This window comes from Bacillus sp. 196mf, from assembly GCF_003217275.1.
GTDB lineage: Bacteria > Bacillota > Bacilli > Bacillales > Bacillaceae_G > Bacillus_A > Bacillus_A thuringiensis_S.
Window position 1 is genome coordinate 1 of the sequence record NZ_QJTG01000075.1, and the last position, 3,873, is coordinate 3,873.

The following is a 3,873-nucleotide window of genomic DNA, read 5'->3' on the forward strand; positions in this document are numbered from 1 at the left end:
AAAAGTATAGAGGTACCTGCATCACTAATATTAGCAATTCCAGCTTCTGAATATGAAGGAAAGAAAGCTCGTTTTCTAGAAAGTCGTTTTAAAGAAAATGTGCATATTGTGATCGTGTATGTGGGTGAAGAAAAAGTAACAGTGAAAATCGAATTTGAAACTGTAAAAGTAACTCGCGAAGGTATTCCGGCTTTATATGCCATCTTTGAAGGAAATCAAGATATGTTCGATGACTTTAATAAGTTGTATAAAAAAGAAACAGATAGTAAAGAAGATGATAAAGAGGTTAAAAAGAGAAAAGCTAATCTAATGGTAGAAGAAGTAGTAAATGGTGAATATTTTAAAAACAAAAAAATTCTGCACGCTGATATTGGAGACGGTACCTCTGAATACATTTTTTCTAAGGGTTTAAACCCTGTTCCAGACGCTTGTTGGGGAGAAAAAAGAGGAATTGGTCATGCAATAGAGGGAGCAATTAAATTGTTGCAAGAAGAATATGAGGGTGGCGTAGATATCAATCGTCAACAATTCAGTGAATTAGTTACTGATCCTAACGATAAAAAACATGATAAGGCTGTAGAATTTTTAGAAGAAACTCGTTATATGCAAGCTCAAGGGATTTATGATGATATCGAAAAAGCATATGTTTATAAAACAGCTAGCCAAGCTGAAGTGCTCGCGGTTTACGGAGGAGGAAGCATTGCGCTAAGAGAAGATTTGTATAAAAAAGCATTTGAGTTTTGTGAAGTAAATGATATGCAATTACTGTGGATTTCACCAACCTATGCAACAGAAATGAATGTTAGAGGTATGGAGATTTTAAGTAAGAAATTGGCTTCTAAGGTGGCTAAGAAATGAGTAAACAGAAACAGAGAGAACAATACAATTGGAATTTTAAAAAAGAGACAAATCCAAAATTTTATGATTGGCTCAATGCACAAACGAATCTATCTGAATCGTTAATTACGTTAGTTTTACATTTTGTAGATCAGTACGGAATAGATGATGTAACAGATTATGAAGTATCGAAGAAAATGCAAAGAGATTTGTTCATGAAGGAAAAATTTTACCAAGACATTTCAGCGTTGCTAGAAAACGCAAATATAAATAATTTTCATCAAAACAAGAATGTTCCAATTGCTGAAGTAGAGGAACAAAAAGTCGAGAAAGAAGAAAAGCATATTGAGAAAGTGGATAAGAAAGAAGAAGTAAAAGTACAAAAGGAATCAGAGCCTATTGAAAAGAAACAAAAAGGCGATACTTATTTGGATGATGTTGATGAGAGTGCAATATTCGGTGATTGAATCTTGCTATAATGCATATTAATTATCAAATATATTTTGAGGGCGATTAGATATGATTCTAAAGTTCGATGCTATACTTCAATATTTGGATTATCGTAAAATTGCGTGTAAATTTGTATTGCAAAATGGGAAAACATTAAATGGAATTATTGATGGGCGAGATCCATATATGATTTATGTTTAAACAGATGATAAATCACATTGCTTATTCAAAGGAGCGATTATAAATCTAATACCCGATGAAAAGTTAGATTTAAAGGAAGTTAGTAGAATAACATCCGAGTGGGAAAAATCAAAAGAAGTAAAAAAACAACAATACGTATACATACAACATGGAGTGCTTATTTTTAGGTACTCCATGTTTCTATTTTGATAAAAAATGGAGAAAAGAGAAATAGCCATATTACATTTGTAATTCGGCTATTTCCCCTTTTTGTGAGTAATACTCTCAGCCAGTATTGCCATGTGCATAACTAATTACAGCACTGCTAGCTTGTTGGACATCAAATCCGATTGAAGGATTCCCAATTGTAAAAATACCTATTGCGATAAGGCTTACTAAACTTAATTTTAAGAGCTTCATTTTACCACCTCTTTGCTAATAATTTTTTCTTTTGCCTGATAAGTTAAATGAAAGTATGTGCTAGATTTTTCGAATTGTGTATCGTTATGCAACTGAAGAGCTAAAATTTCGTAATATTCTTGAATATACTCCCATAGTTTTTCTTGCTTAAAGTATTCCATTCCTGCTAATATAGTATTTTCTAAAATTTCAGTTTTATCTCCGTTGCATAATTTATCAAGAATTTCAAAGTGATATTGGTATTCCAGTATCTCTAATTCTTTACAAATATGTAGGCCTCTTTTTATAAGCTCTGATGCAATGTCTGTTTCTCCTAATATTAGGCGTTGCTTAGCTTCAACAAAAAGTGCTCTATAGTTACTTGACATCTTCTCATTTACTTCAGATAAATAACGAACCGCCAAGACAGATTGCTTTTGTTCAGCATACATTAAACCCAAATTTTGACGAGCAATTAATATATCCCTTTCGTTACCGAATGAACGAAATAAGTCTATTGCTGTGAGGAAATATTCTTCTGCCATCTCAAATTCGTTTAAGTGAGTGCAAGCTAATCCTAAAAGATTATTACAATAGGAAATTTTTAATTCGCAATCAGTGTTATTAATAAATATATCCTTGGATATATTTGCGTATTTTATGGCAAAAAGAGCTTGGTGAATATGATAATGAAAAATAGCTAAATTATAATAGAATTCAGCTTTTTCAAGATCATCAGGAATGTGTATTAGGAGTAATTCAGCTTTTTCATAATGCTCTTTTGCTAAATTATAGCTTCCAACTGCATTAGAGTGAATGGCTTTAAAAAAGTGGTAGTAATATGCTAGATAATCTTCTCTTGGAGTGTCGAAATCTTCGATTTTGTCAAAACTATTTTTAGAAATACCCATATTATTAATTAGATATTTATGACGGAAATTAAGAAGTGAGTAATAAAATAATAAATCTTGATTGTTTTGTATATTACTAATTTGACTCTCGATTTCTTTTTTTAAACGATTAGCATTGCCACTATTCCTGGAACGAATTTGTAAATACCATTCATTAAGTAATTCAGTAAGTTGTTCATTTCCCTTTAGTTGAACGTTCATATAATCCTCCAATCACCCTAATAAAGGGAATATTCTTATAATACATAATAGCAGATAACAAAACACGCATCTTGATAAGGTGCATTTTTCAATATTATTCAGAAAATTTCGTTTCTTCAGAATGATACAAACTCTATACAGTGATATATCCACCTTGATGGAAAGTTAGTTCATTCCTTTTTAAAATTTTGTCATGTTGGAGCCAATCCGCCCAAGTGTAAGAAAAAATAGGATGAAAAATAGCACAAATTTAATAATTGCAAATGAAATGGTAACGGTGAATATCAATAACTTTAAAAATGTTCTTAGAATCCATTTTAAAATATTCATAGATATTTGCTCCTTTATAATTCCATATCATGGTTTTTTCGCTTTATTTTCTTCTCTTTTTTCTCTTCATTATCCTCTTCAGTTTCTTTATTGGTTGAGCTTTTTACTTTGTCTAAATCTCCAACTGTTTGTACAGAATTTTTTGTGTCGTCTATATCTATGCGATCGGGTGTTCCATCGTTATCTAAATCCCGTTCTTTGGTTATTTCCTCATAACGAACACGAATGATTGGATCTTTAGCTATTATAGTATCTAATGTATCAGCCCCTACTTTATTATCTATTTCTTTCAAATCTAATGATTCAATACTTGTCAAAAATGATTCTTTATATTGTTCTTCAAATAGATCTTTAAAGGATGTGTATGTGATTGATTGAGTAGGAGACATTCTTTCTTTATCTTCCAAATTAAATGTGGAAAACTCTATGTTTCCATCATCTTTTTCTTTGAAATTTTCAAGGAAACTTTTTTCAAATTCACATAATGTTCTATATGAAATTTCCTCTCTTTCTTTATCCATAATATTCATTCCTCTCTTTAAGCTTATTTTAAAAAAACGATAGA

6 protein-coding genes are annotated in these 3,873 nt (G+C 30.9%); 3 read left to right on the forward strand and 3 right to left on the reverse strand.

The window, feature by feature from the left end:
- The 3 genes from ATL10_RS30330 to ATL10_RS32265 all read left to right on the forward strand — a co-directional run.
- Positions 1 to 858: ParM/StbA family protein (locus ATL10_RS30330; RefSeq protein ID WP_110498318.1), on the forward strand; the 858-nt coding region annotated here is incomplete at its 5' end.
- The gene (locus ATL10_RS30335) at positions 855 to 1,304 is read left to right on the forward strand and encodes a hypothetical protein (RefSeq protein ID WP_110498320.1); all 450 of its coding nucleotides are present in this window, start codon (positions 855 to 857) and stop codon (positions 1,302 to 1,304) included. The genes ATL10_RS30330 and ATL10_RS30335, both read left to right, overlap by 4 nt.
- 52 nt (positions 1,305 to 1,356) lie before the next feature.
- Entirely contained in the window at positions 1,357 to 1,488 is a 132-nt protein-coding gene (locus tag ATL10_RS32265) for a hypothetical protein (protein ID WP_346763356.1), read from the forward strand.
- 264 nt (positions 1,489 to 1,752) lie between these two features.
- On the opposite strand, the gene ATL10_RS32115 is transcribed toward ATL10_RS32265, so the two are convergent.
- From ATL10_RS32115 to ATL10_RS30350, 3 genes are all read right to left on the reverse strand, one after another.
- Entirely contained in the window at positions 1,753 to 1,887 is a 135-nt protein-coding gene (locus ATL10_RS32115; RefSeq protein WP_254914922.1) for a hypothetical protein, read from the reverse strand.
- Positions 1,884 to 2,978 carry a Rap family tetratricopeptide repeat protein gene (locus ATL10_RS30345; protein ID WP_098772057.1) on the reverse strand — a complete coding sequence of 365 codons (1,095 nt, stop codon included), beginning with the start codon at positions 2,976 to 2,978 and terminating at the stop codon, positions 1,884 to 1,886. The genes ATL10_RS32115 and ATL10_RS30345 overlap by 4 nt, the downstream gene beginning before the upstream one ends.
- 344 nt (positions 2,979 to 3,322) lie before the next feature.
- A partial coding sequence (locus ATL10_RS30350; protein WP_346763357.1) for a hypothetical protein occupies positions 3,323 to 3,873 on the reverse strand: 551 nt, incomplete at its 5' end.

What these genes read in the sequence shown, in the direction of transcription:
- ATL10_RS30335 (WP_110498320.1), top strand. Translation starts at nt 855, where the DNA reads ATGAGTAAACAGAAACAGAGAGAACAATACAATTGGAATTTTAAAAAA.
- ATL10_RS32265 (WP_346763356.1), top strand. Translation starts at nt 1,357, where the DNA reads ATGATTCTAAAGTTCGATGCTATACTTCAATATTTGGATTATCGTAAA.
- ATL10_RS32115 (WP_254914922.1), bottom strand. Translation starts at nt 1,887, where the DNA reads ATGAAGCTCTTAAAATTAAGTTTAGTAAGCCTTATCGCAATAGGTATT.
- ATL10_RS30345 (WP_098772057.1), bottom strand. Translation starts at nt 2,978, where the DNA reads ATGAACGTTCAACTAAAGGGAAATGAACAACTTACTGAATTACTTAAT.